The 19,350-nt window shown below is 59.8% G+C and carries 17 protein-coding genes; 11 read left to right on the top strand and 6 right to left on the bottom strand.

All coding sequences use genetic code 11. From position 1 onward, the window contains the following. The first annotated feature begins 170 nt into the window (after positions 1–170). The 10 genes from ACXAG8_RS04405 to ACXAG8_RS04360 all read left to right on the top strand — a co-directional run bounded on the left by ACXAG8_RS04405 (position 171) and on the right by ACXAG8_RS04360 (position 12,924). Entirely contained in the window at positions 171–1,901 is a 1,731-nt protein-coding gene (locus ACXAG8_RS04405; protein WP_475222515.1) for a thiamine pyrophosphate-binding protein, read from the top strand. Positions 1,902–1,917: 16 nt separating this feature from the next. Beyond that, entirely contained in the window at positions 1,918–4,761 is a 2,844-nt protein-coding gene (locus ACXAG8_RS04400; protein ID WP_475222513.1) for a peroxidase family protein, read from the top strand. Between the two features lie 3 nt (positions 4,762–4,764). Continuing rightward, positions 4,765–6,135 (top strand): hypothetical protein, encoded by a 1,371-nt coding sequence (locus ACXAG8_RS04395; protein ID WP_475222511.1) that lies wholly within the window; start codon positions 4,765–4,767, stop codon positions 6,133–6,135. A gap of 311 nt (positions 6,136–6,446) precedes the next feature. After that, the gene (locus tag ACXAG8_RS04390; RefSeq protein ID WP_475222510.1) at positions 6,447–7,442 is read left to right on the top strand and encodes a TRAP transporter substrate-binding protein; all 996 of its coding nucleotides are present in this window, start codon (positions 6,447–6,449) and stop codon (positions 7,440–7,442) included. Between the two features lie 75 nt (positions 7,443–7,517). Further along, the gene (locus ACXAG8_RS04385) at positions 7,518–8,048 is read left to right on the top strand and encodes a TRAP transporter small permease (protein WP_475222509.1); all 531 of its coding nucleotides are present in this window, start codon (positions 7,518–7,520) and stop codon (positions 8,046–8,048) included. Positions 8,049–8,051: 3 nt separating this feature from the next. Continuing rightward, positions 8,052–9,332 (top strand): TRAP transporter large permease, encoded by a 1,281-nt coding sequence (locus tag ACXAG8_RS04380; RefSeq protein ID WP_475222508.1) that lies wholly within the window; start codon positions 8,052–8,054, stop codon positions 9,330–9,332. A 123-nt stretch (positions 9,333–9,455) separates the two neighbouring features. Beyond that, positions 9,456–10,172 carry a ribonuclease activity regulator RraA gene (locus ACXAG8_RS04375; protein ID WP_475222507.1) on the top strand — a complete coding sequence of 239 codons (717 nt, stop codon included), beginning with the start codon at positions 9,456–9,458 and terminating at the stop codon, positions 10,170–10,172. After that, on the top strand, positions 10,148–10,900 hold the full coding sequence (locus ACXAG8_RS04370; RefSeq protein ID WP_475222505.1) for a FadR/GntR family transcriptional regulator: 753 nt from the start codon (positions 10,148–10,150) through the stop codon (positions 10,898–10,900). The genes ACXAG8_RS04375 and ACXAG8_RS04370 overlap by 25 nt, the downstream gene beginning before the upstream one ends. A gap of 141 nt (positions 10,901–11,041) precedes the next feature. Continuing rightward, positions 11,042–11,962 (top strand): sugar kinase, encoded by a 921-nt coding sequence (locus tag ACXAG8_RS04365; protein WP_475222504.1) that lies wholly within the window; start codon positions 11,042–11,044, stop codon positions 11,960–11,962. A 215-nt stretch (positions 11,963–12,177) separates the two neighbouring features. Continuing rightward, complete coding sequence (locus ACXAG8_RS04360; RefSeq protein ID WP_475222503.1) at positions 12,178–12,924, top strand: SDR family NAD(P)-dependent oxidoreductase; 747 nt, start codon at positions 12,178–12,180, stop codon at positions 12,922–12,924. Between the two features lie 54 nt (positions 12,925–12,978). Here ACXAG8_RS04360 and ACXAG8_RS04355 read toward each other — a convergent pair whose 3' ends face one another. Genes ACXAG8_RS04355 through ACXAG8_RS04330 form a run of 6 tightly spaced genes read right to left on the bottom strand, consistent with a single transcriptional unit; the run spans position 12,979 to position 18,618 of the window. Continuing rightward, on the bottom strand, positions 12,979–13,824 hold the full coding sequence (locus ACXAG8_RS04355) for an alpha/beta fold hydrolase (RefSeq protein ID WP_475222502.1): 846 nt from the start codon (positions 13,822–13,824) through the stop codon (positions 12,979–12,981). Next, entirely contained in the window at positions 13,821–14,894 is a 1,074-nt protein-coding gene (locus tag ACXAG8_RS04350) for a branched-chain amino acid ABC transporter permease (RefSeq protein WP_475222501.1), read from the bottom strand. The genes ACXAG8_RS04355 and ACXAG8_RS04350 overlap by 4 nt, the downstream gene beginning before the upstream one ends. Before the next feature lie 5 nt (positions 14,895–14,899). Next, on the bottom strand, positions 14,900–15,877 hold the full coding sequence (locus ACXAG8_RS04345) for a branched-chain amino acid ABC transporter permease (RefSeq protein WP_475222500.1): 978 nt from the start codon (positions 15,875–15,877) through the stop codon (positions 14,900–14,902). A 22-nt stretch (positions 15,878–15,899) separates the two neighbouring features. After that, on the bottom strand, positions 15,900–16,604 hold the full coding sequence (locus ACXAG8_RS04340) for an ABC transporter ATP-binding protein (protein ID WP_475222499.1): 705 nt from the start codon (positions 16,602–16,604) through the stop codon (positions 15,900–15,902). Beyond that, complete coding sequence (locus tag ACXAG8_RS04335; protein WP_475222498.1) at positions 16,601–17,365, bottom strand: ABC transporter ATP-binding protein; 765 nt, start codon at positions 17,363–17,365, stop codon at positions 16,601–16,603. The genes ACXAG8_RS04340 and ACXAG8_RS04335 overlap by 4 nt, the downstream gene beginning before the upstream one ends. A 56-nt stretch (positions 17,366–17,421) precedes the next feature. Continuing rightward, positions 17,422–18,618, bottom strand: a complete 1,197-nt coding sequence (locus tag ACXAG8_RS04330; RefSeq protein ID WP_475222497.1) for a substrate-binding domain-containing protein — start codon at positions 18,616–18,618, stop codon at positions 17,422–17,424. A 107-nt stretch (positions 18,619–18,725) separates the two neighbouring features. Here ACXAG8_RS04330 and ACXAG8_RS04325 point away from each other — a divergent pair, with 107 nt between their 5' ends. After that, positions 18,726–19,328 carry a helix-turn-helix domain-containing protein gene (locus tag ACXAG8_RS04325; RefSeq protein ID WP_475222496.1) on the top strand — a complete coding sequence of 201 codons (603 nt, stop codon included), beginning with the start codon at positions 18,726–18,728 and terminating at the stop codon, positions 19,326–19,328. Positions 19,329–19,350 lie beyond the last annotated feature (22 nt).

Here is a 19,350-nt window from a genome sequence, read left to right as displayed (position 1 = left end):
GCAAGTGGCTGTGACCGCTTGAAAATATTTGGTCTATTGCTTGGGCTTTTTCGCCGGGATTGGCGCGCTTTGAGGCGGCCCTTACGCGGCAATGGGTTCAGACTGTTTCGTAAATCGGCAAATTCTGGTATGTTATCCGTATATTGTTCGAATTTATTGGATGACGTTGGATGCGGGTTTACGAAGCGGTTGTCGCCGCGCTCGAAACTATTGGGGTCGATGCTGCCTATGGCGGAGCCGGCGAAAACGCCGCCGGTCTGATGCTTGCGCTGGATGCATCTGAACAGATCAGACCGGTTATCGCCAAGAACGAACAGGGGGCCTCGTTCATGGCCTGCGGGCATGCCATGTTCAGCGGCAAGCTGGGCGTGTGCTTTGCAACGGCTGGCCCCGGTGCATTCAACCTGATTTCCGGAATGTGCGTCGCGCTGACCGACAGTTACCCGCTGCTGGCGATCAGCGGTTATTCGACCGTGGCCTGGCAGGGGCGTGGCGGGCTGAACGAGACATCCGGGCTGGCCCGCACGCCGGACTCGCGCATGATGTTCCGGGCCGTCACCAAAAAGGACCCCGACACCGGCGAACCGGCCGATTTTCTGGTGACCGACCCCGACGACCTGATTGATATCCTGCAAAAGGCCATAGATATCGCGTTCGAAGGGCGACCCGGCCCGGTGCATGTCGCCGTGGCCGAAGACATCACCGACCCCAAGGTCGAAGTGACGAATTTTCGGCCGCTGCGAATGCCGCAATTGGGCGTGGTACCGGGTTCGGACGCGCTGGACCGTGTCGCGGGCACATTGCAGGCCGCGATCGAGGCGGACAAGTCCGTGGTCATGCTGGCCGGGTTCGGCGCGATCCTGGCCGGGGCCAATGATGTCACTAGGGCCTTTATCGAGCGGTTCCAGATACCGCTGCTGACGACGATGGACGGCAAGGGCATCGTGGCCGAGGAAAACCCGCTGGCCATCGGGCTTTATTGCGATTCCGGCCACAAGGCCGCGTGGGATCTGTTTGCCAGGGCGGATGTCGTACTGGCGGTCGGAAATTCATTCGCGCAGCACGCGACCTTTGATTTTCACGAGGGGCTGTTCGATGGCAAGACGCTGATACATATCAACGCCGACGCGGGCGAGTTCGACAAGTTCTACAAGGCCGACCACGTGATCCTGGGCGATGCCCGGCAGGCCCTGCAGGGTTTGTATGACCGGCTGGATGCGGCGGTCGGGCAGGTGGCGCGACGTGACTTTCGGCCCAAGGATTACGACGAACGGTTCATCATCGCACCGCAAAAGAAACTGCACCCCGGTGAGATGGTGCAGAAGATATCGCAGATGCTGCCACCGGGCGGGATCGTGCTTGCCGATGCCGGGGCCCATGCGGCCTGGGCCGGGTATTACCTGGAGCTTAAGGAAGGGCAGAATTTCCGCAAACCGGGCACCTATGGCCCGATGGGGATCGGTGTCTGCGGCGTGATCGGCGCCAAATACGCCCAGATGCACCGCCCGGTCGTGGCCGCCGTTGGCGACGGGTCCTATCTGATGAGCGGGTTCGAGCTGATGACTGCCGTTCAATATGACATCCCGGTGGTCTGGGTGATCTTCAACGATTGCGAATTCAAGCTGATCAAACTGTATCAGCTGTCGGCCTTTTTCAAGACCGGCCTGGCCGAGTTCGTCAACCCCGATTACGCGGCCTATGCCCGCGCTTGCGGGGCCGAGGGCTATGTCGCCGAAACACTGGACGAGTTCGAAGACGCCTTTGGCGCGGCGCTGGCCAGCGGCAAGCCTGCATTGATCGACGCACGGATCACGCGTCTGGCCTTGCCGAATTATTCACCCCATCCCGAAGGCGTGCTGGCCGCGATCTGGGACGGCGTTCGCGCTCGGTTTGGCCTATAGCAAAGGAGGGGCCACCATGGATGGCAGCCCAGAATCCCATACGAAGTGGCGCGAGATCTATGTCGGAGGCTCGCCCGAGGCCGAGTTGAAGGAAACCAAGGCGCTGGCCGAGATGATGATGGCCGCGCAGCAAAAGTCGATGGCCGCCGGAAAGGCGCGAACCGTTGACCGGGCCTTTCACAAAAAGGCCATCGCCGCGTTCAAGGGTGCCGAGTTGCGGTTTGTCGCGGACCTGCCCGACGATCTGCAAGTGGGCTTTGCCAAGCCCGGTGCGCGATACCCGGCAATGGTACGGTTTTCCAACGCCTCATCCCAGACCCAGTCGGACGAGGACAAGGACCTGCGCGGCCTGGCGGTGCGCGCCCACGAATCCGATGGCGTCGATCACGACCTGCTGGCGACGAATTTCCCGGTGCCCCATGCGCGCAATGCGCGCCAGTTCGTGGTCTTTGCCCATGCTCTTGCGGGCGGGCGCCTGTCCAAACTGGCCGGCTTGCTGCGCCTGTGTTTCGTGCTGGGGCTGTCTGAAACCCGACGAATGCTTGGCAATGTCCGCGAGGCCTTGCGTGTCTGCGACAGTGTCGCGCTGGAAAGCTATTGGAGCAGGGGCGCGATTGCCTGGGGTTCTGAGGCGGTTCGATATACGTTCAAACCTGCCCAGGGCACGCCACAGGTCGCGGGAACCTTTTCCGGCGCATCGCGACTGGCGTCCGAGTTTTCGTCGCGGCAGGCCGCGGGCGACATCACGTTCGACCTGTACGTTCAGCGGTTCGTGTCCGAAGACCAGACCCCGATCGAAGATGCAGCCCATGCCTGGGACGAGATGGTCAGCCCGCCCGTCAAAGTGGCCGAACTGGTATTGCCGCAGCGCGACCTGAGCACGCCGCAGGCGCTGGCCGAGGCGCTGGACATTGAAACACTTGGGTTCAACCCCTGGAATACGACGCATGGCTTTCGCCCGCTGGGCAACCTGAACAGGGCGCGCAAGGCCGTCTATGATGCGTCAGCGACGCACCGGCAGGGGAAGCGGTTCAAGGCGCCCCCTCCGCCAGTTCGGAACCGCATTTTCGGGACGGCGGCGCGTTCGACCCTGCGTGCCGTCAATCGCCGACTACCGTGGCACAAGATCCCGCTCCTGCTGGTGCAACTGCTTAACCTCGATGCGCTGCGGCACGATCTGAGGCAAAAGAACCTGATTGATACCGACCCCGAAGAGCCGGTGCCGACCGCACGCGCCGTTCCGCCCGAACCCAGCCCCGAGCAGCGGATCTATCGCACATATGACGGCAGCTATAACGACCTGTCCGACCCCCGGATGGGGGCGGCCGGGGCGACATTCGGGCGCAACATGCCGTTGCAAGAGCAGCCAGAAGACAGCCCGAACCCGATCCGTGTCGCCCGCAAGCTGATGGACAGGCAGGATTTCATCCCGGCCAAGATCCTGAATATTCTGGCGGCGTCGTGGATTCAGTTCCAGGTTCACGACTGGGTGGCGCATGAGCGGCGCAAGCTGGGCGATGATGATGACGTTGTCCCGGTTCCCGAAGGTTACCCCGACTGGAAGAACCGCCCCAACCAAGCCCCCGAACGCAACATGCGCATTGCGGGCAATATCCCCAAAGCGGGTGCGGACGATCCGTTCCTGTTTGCCAACGAAAATTCCCACTGGTGGGACGGGTCGCAGATCTACGGGGTCAATTACCAGGCCGCGATGGAACTGCGCGAAGGTCCAAAAAACAGGAAAGGCCCGCGGCTGAGGCTGACGAAAGAAGGGTATCTGCCCGAGAATGTACATGGGTTTGAGTTGACCGGCTTCAACGAAAGCTGGTGGCTGGGCCTGTCGACGCTGCATACGTTGTTTGCCCGCGAACACAATGTCCTGTGCGACGCCTTGCAGCGCGAATACCCCAACATGGGTGACGAACGGGTCTATCAGACCGCGCGCCTAATCGTTTCTGCCCTGATCGCCAAGATACACACGGTCGAGTGGACTCCGGCCATTTTGGGGACGCAGGCGTTGGATATCGGCATGAAGACCAATTGGTACGGACCGCCGAAATCCTGGCTGACGCGGCTGGGTATCTGGCTGACCGATGAGCACGCGCTCAAAGGTATACCCGAGACCGAGCCGGACCATCACACCGGCCGCTATGCCCTGACCGAAGAATTCGCAACCGTCTATCGCATGCATCCGCTGATCCCGGACGACTACATCTTTTACGACTACGCAACGGGCCGGGAAAAGGCCCGGCGCGATTTTCTTGCGATCCAGGGCGAAAAGACGGACGAGCAATTGCGGACATTGGGATTGCGCGATTGCCTCTATTCACAAGGCATCGCGCATCCCGGTGCGATTACCCTGCACAACTTCCCCAAGGCGCTGCAGAATCTGGAACGTTTCGGCGAACTGATCGACCTGTCCGTGGTCGATATCGTGCGCACCCGTGCCCGCCGCGTTCCACGGTACAACGCATTCCGTGCGGGGCTTCATATGCCGCCCGTTACCGATTGGGACGACCTGACGGCCAGCCCTGAAACCAACCGTATCCTGAAAGAGCTGTACGGAGACATAGACAAGGTCGATACGGTCATCGGCCTGTTGGGTGAAACACCGCCGGACGGGTTCGGGTTTTCGGACACCGCGTTCCGGGTGTTTATCCTGATGGCGTCGCGCCGCCTACAGTCTGACCGCTTTCTGACCACCGATTTCCGGCCTGAAATCTATACGAAACTGGGCATGGACTGGATCGCCGAAAACGGAATGAAATCGGTGCTGCTGCGGCATTTCCCGGAATTCGCAGCCGTGCTGCCCAAGACCGCTACGGCCTTTGCACCGTGGCACAAGCTGCAGGAGGGGTAGCCCATGTCATCGCCCGAAAGGCCCAAGGGGCTTGATGCGTTCCTGAACGCACCGCTGGCCAGGACGTTGTGGAACCGGCGGACTAAGCGGGTTGGCCGCGGGTCGAACGTGGTGGCGGGCTCGTTAAGCTGGCAGTCACAGAACGATCCTTCGCCGCTTTCGCCCTTGCAGGAAGCGATCCTGATCGCTGCCACCGGCGCCTCGGGGATGACCATGCCGGACCGTCCGTTCTTTGATGACGAAAGCGGTGACCCGATCATGTCCAAACCGAACCTTGTGATGGAGGGCCGGACCGCAGGCAGCCCGGACAATGCGCAAGGCACGCATTTCTTCATGATCAACGACACCGGCACCTATTTCCTGCGCCGTCTTGCACCGCTGACGGGGGGCTTGGACAACTGGACGCCCGAGGTTCTGATCGAACGCGCCGCGCAGGCCAAGGTACAGATTCTGGATCGCCGGATAGACGTGCCCGGAGATATGCGCGATTTCCCGGCCTATCTGGATTCGAACCGTTTCCTGTCGAACACGCCCGGGTCGACGATCTTTTTTCCGGTCGTCGATCTGTCGCATCAATATATCAACGCTTTGATGTACCTGCTGACCCAGCCCGACAAGGCGCGCCCCGTCATCGTGGATGACCGCAACTTCTATCAGCCGGCAGGGGTAAAGAAATGGATCAAATCCGGGTTCCTGAACCCCGATATCAAGATCCCGCTGGGGGTCCTGGGGCAGATGCGGACCCAGATCGAGGCCGATCTTTTGGTGCAGAACCTGTTCCTTGTCACCGAGGCGATGGGGCTGGGCGGCTGGATACATGCCGCGATATCTCCGCCTGTTCTGATGGGCGATCCCAAGTTCAGCGACCGTTACGGCAAGATGCTGGGGTTTGACCATGTCACACCCAAATGGCGGGTGATGGACCTGCTGCGCTGGCACACACTGCCGGTCGCCGCCATGAAACATGTGCGCGCCCACGCGGTGGGCCTGCGCCACCATGGCGAGCATCTGATCAAGGGAAAGTGCCCGCCGTATTACGCCAGCATGTCCGAGGCGGTGGACGCAGTGATCGAAGGCAAATTCGGGCCAAATGGAATCTACAAGGACGGCGCGTTGTTCGACCGGATCTACAAGGGGGAGTTCGGCCGGAAATACCTTGAAGAGGCGGGGGAATATGAACGCGATGTCATCGAATGCGCCCGCGATATCTGTACCTATATCCATGACACCCACGGGCGTTTTCCGGCCCATTGCGAAGCCATTCACGCGCCGGGTGTCTGGTTGCAAACGCACCGTGTTGAAAACGAATATTACGACAAATACTTCGATGCCGGGCTGACCGCCGCCCAGCGCGCCCATGACAGTTTGTGGTAGGCATCTTTTGCGAAAGACCCATTCTGGATGTCTTTTGCAGCCCCCATACACGAGCCCCTGTTCCGCGTGATCCCCCCCCCGCACATCTTTGCCTTTCTACGGTTGAACTGCCCCCATCGCCGGGGCCGGAGCAGGGGCGAGATGCGCGAATCTCTTGGCGCGCGGTGCCCTTGATTCCCGGCGTTCGGACCCTGCGGACGGTGTTTTTCCAAGTGAAAACAGGGGATGAAAAGTGACCAATCTTTTTTAATTGTAAAAATTTGTAACTTATGAAAGATATGTGATGACAATTTGTCAGGAGGAGAAATCACATGACTTTCACAAGCCTTTTGGGGCGTGGGACCGTTGCTGGTCTGGCGGCTTCGATCACCATTCTTTCGACCGTAGCGGCCGAAGCCAAGGACTGGCGCGGCTGGAATATCCACGTTGAGGACTATCCGGTGTCTCACGCGATGGAGGCCTTTATGGCCGAAGTCACCGAAAAGACCGGCGATGATCTGAAAGGCGAGGTTTTCCACGCCGGCGTTCTGGGTTCGCAGCCTGACGCGATCGAACAGCTGCGCCTTGGCATCATCGATTTCGGCGTATTCAGCCTTGGCCCGATGGGGCAGGCCGTGCCGGAAACAAACGTCGTTTCGCTGCCCTTTATCTTCAAGAGCGTGCCGCAGATGCACGAGCTTATGGACGGGGCAGGGGGCGAGGCTCTTGCCGCCGCGTTTGAAGCTAAGGGTATTGTTCCGCTTGGATATTACGACGCAGGTGCACGGTCGTTCTATAATTCGATCAAACCCATCAACAGCCCGGCAGACGTTGCTGGGATGAAGGTGCGTGTCATGAACAACGACCTGTTTGTCGGCATGATCGAATCCATGGGCGGCAACGCAACACCGATGGCCTTTGCCGAGGTTTACCAGTCGATCAAGACCGGCGTCGTGGACGGTGCGGAAAACAACCCGCCCTCGTATGAATCGACCAATCACTTCGAGGTTGCGCAGTATTACTCGCTGTCGCAGCACCTGATCATTCCCGAATGCCTGTGCATGAGCAAAAAGACGTTTGATGCGCTCTCCCCCGAGCAGCAGGACATCGTCAAGGAAGCTGGCCGCAACTCGACCGAACTGCAGCGCAAGCTGTGGGAAGAGCGTGAGATCGCGTCCATGGAAGTTGTCAAAAACGGTGGCGTCGAGGTCAACGAGATCGCTGACAAATCCGAGTTCCAGGCAGCCATGGCACCGGTTTACGAGTCCTTCCTGGCCGATAACCCGGACATGACCGACCTTGTGAACCTGTTCCGCAACGCCGAGTGATCTGAAAACCTGAACAGGCCGTGTCCCGCCCTGAGTGGGGCACGGTCCAAAAAGACAGACAAGGGGGGCGGTCCAATGGAGTTGGACACCGGAATCGTACCTAAAATCGAGTGGATATTGGACAGGCTCAGCAGCCTTTGCATCCTGGTGGCATCCTGCGCGCTTGTTGTTCTTGTCGCTACGTTTGGCTGGCTGGTTTTCGGACGTTACGTATTGAATGCGACGCCGACATGGGTCGAACAGCTTGCGCTGCTGCTGGTGTGTTACATCGCCTATCTGGGGGCCGCCGCGGGCGTTCATGAAAACACCCACCTGGGGGTTACCATGTTCCGGGATTCGCTGGGTGAAAAGGTCAGCGGCATTCTCAAGCTGGTGAACGACGTCATCCTGGCCGTCTTCGGATTTGCGATGCTGATCGCCTGTATCGAACTGTTCAACTTTGGCTGGTCGACGCTTCTGCCGATGCTCGACATTCCGGAAAGTTTCCGCACCCTGTCGGCCCTTTTGTGCGGCGGGTTGGTATTTGTGTTTGCAGGCCTGCGGGCGGTGCTGCGCGTGATCTACATGACCAAGGGTCAGACATACGTTGGAAGAGAGGCGTACTGAATTATGGGACTGGCAATTCTTCTTGGGATGTTCTTTGGCTGCGTTCTGATCGGCCTTCCCGTTGCATTCGCCATGGGCATCGCGGCTGCCGCGACCTTTTGGTACGAGGGCTTTCCGCTGCTGATCACGTTTCAGCGTTCGGTCTCTGGGATTTCGGTCTTTTCGCTGCTGGCGATCCCGTTCTTCGTTTTCGCGGGCGAGCTGATGCTGCATGGCGGTATCGCCAAACGCCTGGTTCAGTTTGCCTCGGCCCTGGTCGGGCATGTGCGCGGCGGTCTGGCCTCGGTCAACATCTTTTCAAGCATGTTGTTTGGCGGGATTTCAGGGTCTGCTGTTGCCGACATCTCGGCGTTGGGGTCGATCCTGGTGCCGGTGATGAAGGAACGCGGGTATCGGCCGGATTATGCGGTCAACGTGACCGTTACGTCTTCGATTGCAGGGATTGTCATCCCGCCCAGCCACAACATGATCATCTTCGCGGTCGCAGCCGGTGGCGGGATTTCGATTTCCAAGCTGTTTCTGGCCGGGGTCGTTCCGGGTATCCTGATGTGCGTCTGCCTGGCCGTTTCGGCCTATGTCATTGCGATAAAACACGAATACCCGGCCGAAGCGTTCCCCGGATGGGGCGCTGTCTGGCGGGCTTCGGTCGCTGCGGTGCCCGGTCTGATCACCGCCGTCATCATCGTCGGTGGCGTGTTGTCGGGCGTCTTTACCGTGACCGAGTCCGGTGCGTTCGGGGCCATCTATGCGCTGTTGCTGACATTCTTTGTCTACCGGTCGCTGGATTGGAACGGGTTCAAGATCGCCGTTGTGTCGTCTGTGCGCACAACGGCCATGGTCATGGTCCTGATCGGCTTTGCCAGCTCGTTTGCCTATCTGCTGGCGCTGTACCAGGTGCCCGACAAGCTGAGCGACTTTATGCTGGGCATCACGCAGGAAAAGATATTTGTGCTGCTGATGATCAACGTCATGCTGCTGGTTCTGGGCATGATCATGGACATGGCCGCGTTGATCCTGATCTGCACCCCGATCTTCCTGCCGGTGGTCAAGGACCTGGGTATGGACCCGACGCAATTCGGTATCATGTTGCTGGTCAATCTGGGGCTGGGCCTGTGCACGCCGCCGGTCGGGACCTGCCTGTTTGTCGGATGCGCGGTCGGCAAGATCAAGATCGAACAGGCGCTGAAATCCATCTGGCCATTCTACCTGGCCATCCTGGCGGCGCTGATCCTGGTGACCTATGTGCCGGCAGTGTCGCTGTACCTGCCATCCTTGCTGGACTAGCCGGGCGAACTGACCTCGATACGGTCCCGCGCAACTTGCGCGCGGGGCGGTTCCTTCCCCCCGGCAGCACCTGCACGGGCCGGGTAAGGCATACTTAAAACTGCGTGAAGAACGGAGAATACGATGACATCCCTCAATTCGAAGACGCGCACCAAGCTGATGACCGTCAGCACCGCGACACTGACCACCGTCTTGTTCAAGCGTGGCTTCAAGAACGTCTACCTTCACGGCCCCCAACGGATGAACCCGGGTCCGAATATGGTCGGCGAAGCCTATACGCTGCGGTACATCCCGGCGCGCGAAGACCTCGACGGGCTGGACTCGTTCGCGGACCGCACCAACCCGCAACGTAAAGGTGTCGAGGAATGCCCCGTTGGCGCGGTTTTTGCCGTCGATTCCCGTGGGGATGCGCGGGCGGCCTCTGCCGGAGGCATCCTGGTTACACGGCTCATGGCGCGTGGCTGTGCCGGGATCGTCACCGATGGCGGGTTTCGCGACGCACCCGAGATCAGCGCGCTTAAGATGCCCGCCTACCATCACCGGCCCAGTGCCCCGACAAACCTGATCCAGCACCACGCCGTGGCCATCAACGACCCGATCGCCTGTGGCGGGGTTTCTATTTTCCCTGGCGACATTCTGGTCGGGGACAATGAAGGCGTCGTGTGCATTCCGGCACATCTGGTCGATGAAATCACCGACGAAGCGCTGGAAATGACAATCTTTGAAGACTTCGTATTGGAGATGGTGCAAAATGGCGCTTCGACGTTCGGACTGTACCCGCCGACCGACCCCGAAACTATGGACAGGTTTTCGTCGTGGAGAAGGAAAAACAACCGATAGAGCTTGCGACAAGCCCCAAGCCCAAACCGGAAAAGCGTTCTGGTGATCGTACTCTGGCAGACCGGGTGTACGAAAAGATACTGGCCATGATTTCCAGTGGCGAGGCGCCGGTCGGCGAAAAGCTTCCGACCGAACACACGCTCAGCGAACGGCTGGAAGTGTCGCGCCCGGTCTTGCGGCAGGCACTCAAGCAATTGCGCGAAGACGGCGTAATCGTGTCCCGGCAGGGGTCCGGGTCGTATGTCCAACGCCGCCCCGAGGCCGCAGTGCGCGACTTTGCCCCCGTGGGGTCAATCGCCGATATCCAGAGAACATTCGAGTTCCGCGCTGCGATCGAGGGCGAGGCGGCCTATCTGGCGGCCGAACGCCGCAGCGAAGCCGATCTTGAAAAAATGCGCGAAACGCTGGCCGAGCTTGACCGATGCATCCGCGAAGGTGAGCTGGGTGTCGATCTGGACGAGACCTTTCACGAGATGATCTGCCATGCATCGGGAAATCAGTATTTCTCGGCGGCGCGGACATCCATGAAATCGAATATCGTTGTCGGAATGAACCTGACCCGCAACCTGTCATTGACCAAGCCGATTGAACGGATGGAACTGGTACAGCAGGAACATTACGACATCCTGCGCGCCATCGAGGCCAAGGACAGCGAGCGCGCGCGGCTCAGCATGAGGGCGCATGTCGAAAACGCGCGCAAACGTGTGTTCGAGGGGCAGGGGATCTAACCAGCCTCTGGGCGCATACGCGGGCGCCTTTTGCCTTATCTCGCGCGTATGCAAGATTTACAAGCGATCAGATATTGTATATATTTGTAAACCAAATCGTCGGCAAATGGCTGGGCGATCTTTGGGAAATGCTGCTTGAAAATGACAGTCATGAAAGAGCCGGACTTGAATACGTTTCTGGGAATTGGCGAGTGTATGGTCGAGATCGCCTCGCGGGATGAAGGCGGCTTGTGCCAGAATTTCGCAGGCGATGTCCTGAACTCGCTCTGGTATGCGCGGGGCTTTCTGCCCGACGGGTGGAAGGCCGAGTTCTTTACGGGCTTTGGCGCAGACAGGATATCAGAAGAGATGCGGCAGTTCATCGAAGGTGCCGGTATCTCGTGCAAGCATTGCCCCACCTTCAGCGACCGCACGGTCGGTTTGTACCTTATCCATCTCGGGAATGGAGAACGCAGTTTCAGCTATTGGCGCGACACCTCGGCCGCACGTTCGATGGCGCGCGATATTTCGGCGCTTTGGGCGCGTGTGGCAAAGGCCGATCTTGTGTATCTTTCGGGGATATCGCTGGCGATCCTGCCATCAGAAGATCGGCAGGTTTTGCTGGACAAAATTCGCAATAATATGAAGAAAAATGCGATTCTGGCCTTTGACCCGAATATCCGACCGCGGCTTTGGGAGGGCCGGGATGTCATGCTGGACACCCTGTCCAGGGCCGGTGGTATTTCGGATATCGTCTTGCCCAGCTTCGAAGATGAGGCCATCAATTTCGGGGATCGTGACCCGCACGAAACCGCCCGGCGATACCTGGATCTTGGGGCCAAGCTGGTCGTGGTCAAAAACGGCGCCGAACCGACAATCGCCTGTCGCAATGACGACAGGTTCGAGATGCCGGTAGAAGCTGTGCAAAAGCTGGTCGACAGCACGGCTGCTGGCGACTCGTTCAACGGCGCGTTCCTGGCGCGAATGCTAAGCGGATGCGGTGTGCCCAAGGCCATGGAGGCGGCGCAGCGCTGTTCCGCACGTGTTGTCAGCCAGCGCGGCGCGCTGGTCCCGGTGGAGTGAAGGGCGCAGCCCCGATCCGGCATCCGGCCTTGCCGCGTGCCAGGACGGTAGCGCGGTCAAAGTTGTAAAAATTTGTATTGAGCTGACGCGGAAAATGGGCTAGGAACGTCCCTGATTGGTTCCGGGTCATCGACCCGTTTGCCACAGGGCGGGCGCCGCCTTTGCCACCGAACACGGCACCGGCCCCGACTGCGAAATGCCTAGAGGAGAGTGAAATGAGTTTTGACGGAAAAACGGTGATCGTTACCGGCGGCGGGCGCGATATCGGTCGTGCCTGTGTGATGGAACTGGCAGCGGCCAAGGCCAACGTCGTCATCAACTACCACGCCAGCGCCGAAGGCGCGGACAGCGCGGTGCGTGAGATCACGGCAGCCGGCGGTCGCGCCTTTGCCCTGCAGGGTGACCTGACCAAGGAACAGGACGTCAAGGCACTGGTCGCCAAGACCGTCGAAGAATTTGGCAAGATCGACTCGCTGATCCATGTGACCGGCGGGCTGATCGCGCGTGTCACCTTGGCGGATATGACGCTGGAGCATTGGAACAAAGTGATGGATGTGAATTTCACGTCGTTCATGCTGGTGTCGCGCGAATGCCTGCCGCACATGCCCGAAGGGTCCTCGATCGTGGCTTTCGCATCCCAGGCCGGGCGTGATGGCGGCGGCGGCGGGGCCTCGGTTTATGCGGCGTCAAAAGGGGCCATCATGACCTTTACGCGCGCCATGGCCAAGGAATTGGGGCCGAAGATCCGCGTCAATTCGGTTTGCCCGGGGATGATCGACACCGATTTTCACAATACGTTCACCAAATCCGAAGTGCGCTCGCATGTTGCGGGGATTACACCGCTCAAGCGCGAGGGAACGTCGGAAGAAGTTGCCAAACTGGCGGTGTTCCTTGCTTCTGACGCAGCTTCGTTCATCACCGGGGCCAATGTGGATATCAACGGCGGTTTGCTGTTCTCGTGATTTCTGCAGGACTTGCCTTGGGGCAGTGACCCCGGCCGCCGCTCGGATGCGCCCTTAGGTCAGGCGTTGGATAACCGAGCGGACGAGCCGGGCATCCTGTTGTCGTGACAGGCTGGGCGCATGGCCGCACCCGTCCAAGACCGTCACGTCAGGGCAGGGGCCACTTGTCTGCATTCTGGCCGCAATCGCGCCGGTGAGCAGATCAGAGGTCGCACCGCGGATGACATGCATGGGCGTCCGGATACGGTCGTATCTGTCCCAGCTTTTCAACTCGTCCCCCGAGGCGGTGAACTGAATCGTGATATTGGGATCGAAATGGGTGGTAAAGCCGCCGCCATCCCGTCTGCGAACCGAGCTGCGCGCCATTCTGGACCAGAACGCGTCATTGGCGGGGCCGAAGGGTTCATAGGTCTGGCGAAACCAGGTTTCGGCCTCGCGCAGGCCCGAAAAACTGGGCGCGGTTCCGGAATAGGACAAAATCCGCTCGATGGCCTGGCCGGGGATTTCAGGGCCGATGTCGTTCACGATCAGATATTCCAGCCGGTCGGCCAGCGGGCCAGAGGCCATGCGCAATCCGATCAGCCCGCCCATCGAGGTGCCGATCCAGCCTGCGCGGTCGATCTCGAAGAAATCCAGCAAGTCTGTTGCGATGCCCGAGTAATACTCGATCGAGTATTCGGCCCTTGGATCGGATGACCAGCTTGACAGGCCCCGCCCGATCGTGTCGGGGCAGAGGACAAAGAATTCGTCAGACAGGGCGGCAGCCAGTTCGTCGAAATCGCGGCCCGTGCGCGCCAGGCCGTGCCACATCACCAGGGGCCTGGCGGACGGGTCGCCCCAAAGGGTCACATGCAGTTCGTGATCCATGATCGGAACGAAGGCGAACCGGGGAAGGGTCATGCCTTGTCGCCTTTGCGGGCCAGCGTCCCGGCGATGCCCTGCGGGAAAAAATAGACCAGCAGGATGAAGATGATCCCCAGCCAGAACAACCATCGGTCAGGTTCCAGAATGAAGGGCAGGACCGGTATGTTCGACATCGCCTCGGCTGCGCTTCCCATGAGGTCGCGCAGGTAATATTGCGCAAGCACCAGCAGGACCGCGCCGATGACCGCGCCGTACATGGTTCCCATGCCGCCGATGACGACCATCAAAAGGATGTCGATCATGATCGTAAAGCTCAGCGCGGTGTCCGGGCCGGTATATTTAAGCCAGATTGCATAGACCGTGCCTGCCAGCGAAGCGATCACGGCGGCGACGCAAAAGATAAAGGTCCGATAGGCGACGACCCGGTATCCGATGGCCTCGGCGCGCGCCTCGTTTTTCCGGATCGCCTTGAGAACCGTACCAACAGGCGAGCCGACAAGGCGCAGCATGAGAAGGAACAGAACCAGGCAGGTGGTGAACACAAAGTAATAGGCCGCAAGCTTGCCATTGAGCCTGACGTCAAACAGCCGCGCGACCTTGCCGTCGTCGGTCACGGCCAGCTTGGTTGCGGGCTTGAAAAGATCGGGCGCTTTATAGGTGATCCCGTCCTCTCCTCCGGTGAACTGGGACAGTTGGCTGGCCAGAACCATGGCAACGCTGGCGGCCGCCAGGGTGATCATCGCAAAAAAGATGGCCTTGACCCGCAGCGACAACAGGCCGATGGCGATGGCCAAAATCAGCGAAACAAACGCACCGGCCACCGCGCCGGTCAAAACCGCATCCCAGCCCGGACCCATCTGCCGCAAGGCGATTGCAGCGCCATAGGCGCCCAGTCCGAAGAACATGGTATGGGCAAAGCTGACGATGCCGGTATAGCCGATCAACAGGTCATAGCTGGCGACCAGAACGATAAAGACGCAGATACGTGCGGCAACCTCAAGCGACCGGATGTCCTGGAACAGGAAGGGCGCAAACAGCAACAGCGCGGCGATCAGCAGAACGATGATTTTCACGGTCACGGCACCTGTGGTGAGAGTTTCATTCATTTGTGTCACCTCACCGCAGGACGCAGCCCGTTCGGCCGCCATAGCAGGATTGCCATCATCAGGATCATGTTCGAGGCCAGCGCCAGTTTCGGGGCCAAAAAGCCCACGTAATTGGCCACCAGCCCCACCAGGATGGCCCCCAGCAGCGTACCTTCGATCGAGCCCAGACCGCCGATGATGACCACGATGAACACCACGATCATCAACTCAGCCCCCAGCGCCGGGGTAATCAGCGTTTCATACCCGGCCCACATCGCGCCCCCCAGCGCGGCAAGGGCCGACCCCACCATGAATACGCCGACAAACAGCCGGTCGATGCGAAAGCCCAAAGCCTCGACCATTTCGCGGTTTTCGACACCGGCCCGGATCAGCAACCCGATGCGGGTACGGTTCAGTGTGGCGTAAAGGGCGGCATAGACGATGAGGCCCAACAGGAAAGCGAAGGCGCGGTAGATCTCGATGGCGACGTCACCGATGATGATCGACCCCTTTAGAAAGCCAGGGCGCGGGACGTTCATCGGGGTGCCGCCCCAGATGGCAAGGATGATCTGTTCGGCGACGATCAGGGCGCCCATGGTGATCAGGATCTGCCGCAGGTGGTCGTGATAGACCGGTTTGATGATCACCGTTTCAAAGAACCACCCGGCGGCAAGACCAAAGAGGATTGCCGCGGTAAAAGCAGCCAAAAGTGCGGCCGCGTTCAATACCACGCTGTCCGATCCCAGCCATCCGGCCAGCCAGCCCAGCACCGAGGCCGCGACGAATGCCCCAAAGCTGACAAAGGCCGAGTGACCAAAGTTGAGAACATCCATCAGCCCAAAGACCAGCGACAACCCCGAAGCCATGAGAAAGATCATCATCCCCATTGCCAGCCCGGCGACCGTCAGCGTCACCCAGGATGAGGGCGCGCCAATCAGGACAAAAGCCACCGCCGCGACCGCGACGGGCAGAAGATTGACGCCGCCAAAACGTTCCAATGTCATGCGTAACTGATCCATGTGTTCCTCAGGCAGATAGGCTGAGCAGGCTGTCCTGCAGGTCTTTGTCGGCGACGAAATCGCTCATCGTCCCCGTATGCGCGATGCGCCCGTCGTCGATCACCGCCATGTCCCGCCCCAGCGCGCGGGCAAATTCAAAATTCTGTTCGACCAAAAGGATGGTCGTGTTGTGCGAGATTTCCCGAAACGCCTCGGCCATGGCGTCAACGATCGAGGGGGCCAGCCCCTTGGTCGGCTCGTCGATCAGGATCAACTCGCGCGGCTCAATTATGGCCCGTGCAACGGCCAGCATCTGTTTCTGCCCGCCCGACAGGGACCATGCCGCCTTGGTCCAAAAGGTCTCAAGCGCGGGAAACAATCGCCAGATATGTTCAAGCCGGTCCTGGTCGAAACTGCCATTGGCGGTTGCCAGCACCAGGTTTTCCTGAACGGTCAGCCCGCCGAAAATGCCCATGTTTTCGGGTACGAAAGCGATGCCCAGCCGCGCGATTTCCGCCGTGTGCAGGCCGGAAATGTCACGCCCGCGGAAATGAACAGACCCGGGCGAGGGTTTCCACAGACCCATGATCGAGCGCAACGTCGTGGTCTTGCCCGCGCCGTTGCGCCCCAACAGGACAAAAACGCCACCTTCGGGAATATCCAGCGTGACGTCATGCAAGACCGCGTATTGGTCGATATTGGTCTGCATGGATTTCAGGGACAAAAGGGTCATGCGGGCTCCGCCGATTTTCCTAGATAGACATCGCGGACGATCTGGCTGGACATCACCTCGTCGGGGGCGCCATCGGCCAGCAGCTCTCCGTTGTGCAAAACGATGATGCGATCGGCCAGCGTGCGAACGACGTCCATCTTGTGTTCCACCAGCAGGATGGTCTTGGTCTGGTCATGTTTGATCTCGGCAATCAGGTCCAGCACGTCGGGCGCGTGGTCCAGCGACATGCCTGCTGTTGGTTCGTCGAACATGTAGATGTCCGGCTCCATCGCCATAAGAAGCGCCACCTCAAGCTTGCGCTGATCCCCGTGCGACAGGGCCGCGGCCGGAAGGTGCGCGACAGAACTCAGCTTGGTCGCCTCAAGGTAGCGTTCGGCCCTGGCTGCAAGCTCGGTCAGGGATTGCGTGCGCGTCAGAAACCGCCACCCTTCGCCGGACCGGGCCTGAACCGCCAGGCGGATGTTTTCCAGCACGCTCAGCTGGGGGAAGAGATTGGTCAGTTGAAAGGCGCGCCCGATGCCGTGATGCGCCCGTTTTGACGGCGGCATCGCCGACATGTCGACGCCATCCTTGATGACCTGACCCGCACTGGGCATCAGCTGCCCGGAAATCAGGTTGAAATACGTGGTCTTTCCGGCGCCGTTTGGTCCGACAATTACGGTAAGCTCGCCGGGGTTGAACGCGCAGCTGACGGCGTTCACGGCGACGTGCCCACCAAACCGGATCGTCAGGTCCCGCGTGACAAGAGAAGGTTGCGACATCGATAGCACCTGTTTGGGCAAGCCCCGGCCCGCAATCAGGCCGGGGCAGAGCAAACTTAGTTCGAGCGGCCCAGCGGGATGTCCATTTCATCCGCCGTGATTTCGCGCACCAGTTCGGGAATGGCCCAATCCACATCGTCATCCACGCGGATTTTGAAGTGATACATGGATTGCAACGCCTGGTGATCCTCGGGGCGGAAACTCATCGTGCCCTTCGGGGTTTCCCAGCTCATGCCTTCCATCGCCTCGATCAGGGCTTCGGTTTCCCATTCCTCGGCCGTTTCCAGCGCCTTGACCACCGCCAATGCTGCGGCCATTCCGCCTGCGGTAAAGAAATCGGGGGGGCTGTCAAAGCGGTCCAGATGGGTTGTGACCAGCCAGTCGTTGATCTCGTTCTTGGGGCTTTCGTAATAGTAGTATATCGCGCCCTCCATGCCCGGAACCTGCTTGTAGGTCGGCAGGACCGGCAGGATATGCCCGCCTGTCGAGATCTCGATGCCAAAACGGTCAGGTTGCATGGCCTGGATCTTGCCCATCGGGTCGCCGCCGCCTGCAACATAGATCAAAATGACCTTGCGGCCTTCCTTGTCTTTCAGCGCGTTGAACATCCGTTCGGTGGCAGCGGTGAAATCCGTGGTGCCCTGGGGGATGTATTCCTCGGTCACAACCGTCGCGCCCGAGCCGTCCAGCGCGGCCTTGAAGGCGCTGATGCCGTCGCGGCCAAACGCATAATCTTCGGCCAGGGTCGCAACATAAAGGTTTTCATCCGGGTTCAGCGCCAGGGCCTGCGCCTGCATGTCCATGGACGAGTTGCGCGAGGTCTTGAAGACGTACCGGTTGCCGTCGGGGCCGGTCAGGCTGTCGGCAACCGCCGGTTCCACCAGCAGGATCTTTTCATATTCCTCGGCGATCGGCAGCAGCCCCTTGGTTACGCCGGACGAGGTTGCGCCAACGGCCAGCAGGACTTCGTCATCGCCATAGGCTTCGGCCAGAACCGCGCGGGCGACATCCGGCTTGAACTGGGTGTCCTTGTGAATGATCTCGATCGGGACGCCTTTGACCATGCCGGTCCCGTCCGTCGCATATTCGATGCCCAGCTCGAACCCCGTTTGGGCCTGTTTCGAGAACACCTCGAAGCTGTGCCCGGAAATTCCGTGGACCAGCGCGATCTTGACCGGGTCTTGCGCATATGCAGCCCCGGCCAGTGACACGGCAATCCCTGCCGCACCAACCAGTTTCACCAGTGGGTTCATTCTTTCCTCCCTCATTTGTCGTGGCCCGGCATCCGTTGCGCAGGCCGTTCCTTTTGAGTAACTCTTCGATCACAATGGTTTCAAACGGCGCCGGAGCACGCAATATTGTGGAAACACGTATCGATGACTGCTTTGGAAGCGGACAGTTCGCGGAACTGGCGTTCACATATGCGCCGGTCGGATTGGTCGTTACCGAAAGCCGGGTGATCCGCGATTACAACATCGCCTTCGCCGAGATGTTCGGATATGGCGTGGATGACTTGAAAAATCAGGTTTTTTCAATCCTTTACCCGACGGATGAAGAATTCACAAATGTCCGGGACCGCGGGGTCAAACGGTTGCGGGAAACCAATACCTATTGGGATGAACGGATCATGGCCCGAAAGGACGGCAGCCTGTTCTGGTGCCGGGTCAGGGGGCATTCCTTTACGCCGGATCAACCGCTGCGCCGCGCGGTCTGGAGCTTTGCCGACCTGTCCGAAATCCGGCCCTATCGCGACCTGACCCGCCGCGAACGCGAGATCGTTTCCTATCTTGCCGATGGGCTGACCAGCAAGGAAATCGCGCTCAAGCTGGATATCTCGTACCGCACGGTCGAGGTGTACCGGGCCAAGCTGCTCAAGAAATTCGGTGTCGCCAATTCCAACGCTCTGTTCCAGGCGCTGGGCGATATCGAGGGCGATCACGTCGTTCGCCATGTGCCTGAATAGGACCGGGTCGGTTTCCCCATGG

This window comes from Ruegeria sp. ABD4_443 (genome assembly GCF_056160865.1).
This window is presented reverse-complemented; position numbering and strand designations above follow the sequence as displayed.